We start from the raw sequence: 230 nt of genomic DNA, 5'->3' as shown, positions 1-230 counted from the left end.
TGGCGGCGCCGATGGACACCGGGATGAGCCCCGGGCCCGCGGACGCGCGGGGCCGCGCGGGCGGCCTGGGCGTGCACGACCGCGAGGGACTGTGGACCCGGTACGAGGACCCGGAGCCGCTGCTGGCCCAGAGCGCCGAGCTCCGGGCCGGCGAGGCGCCCGCCCGGATGCAGGAGATCTTCTCCGCCCCGATCCAGCCCGAGCTGATCCGCCGCCGGGTCGGCGAGGTC

The 230-nt window shown here is 78.7% G+C and carries 1 pseudogene; it reads left to right on the top strand.

Going from position 1 to position 230, the window contains the following annotated elements:
• Positions 1–230: pseudogene (locus tag KVT14_RS21885) on the top strand (GuaB3 family IMP dehydrogenase-related protein); the annotation flags it as partial.

This window comes from Cellulomonas sp. GbtcB1 (genome assembly GCF_019091725.1).
Lineage (GTDB): Bacteria > Actinomycetota > Actinomycetes > Actinomycetales > Cellulomonadaceae > Cellulomonas.
This window is presented reverse-complemented; position numbering and strand designations above follow the sequence as displayed.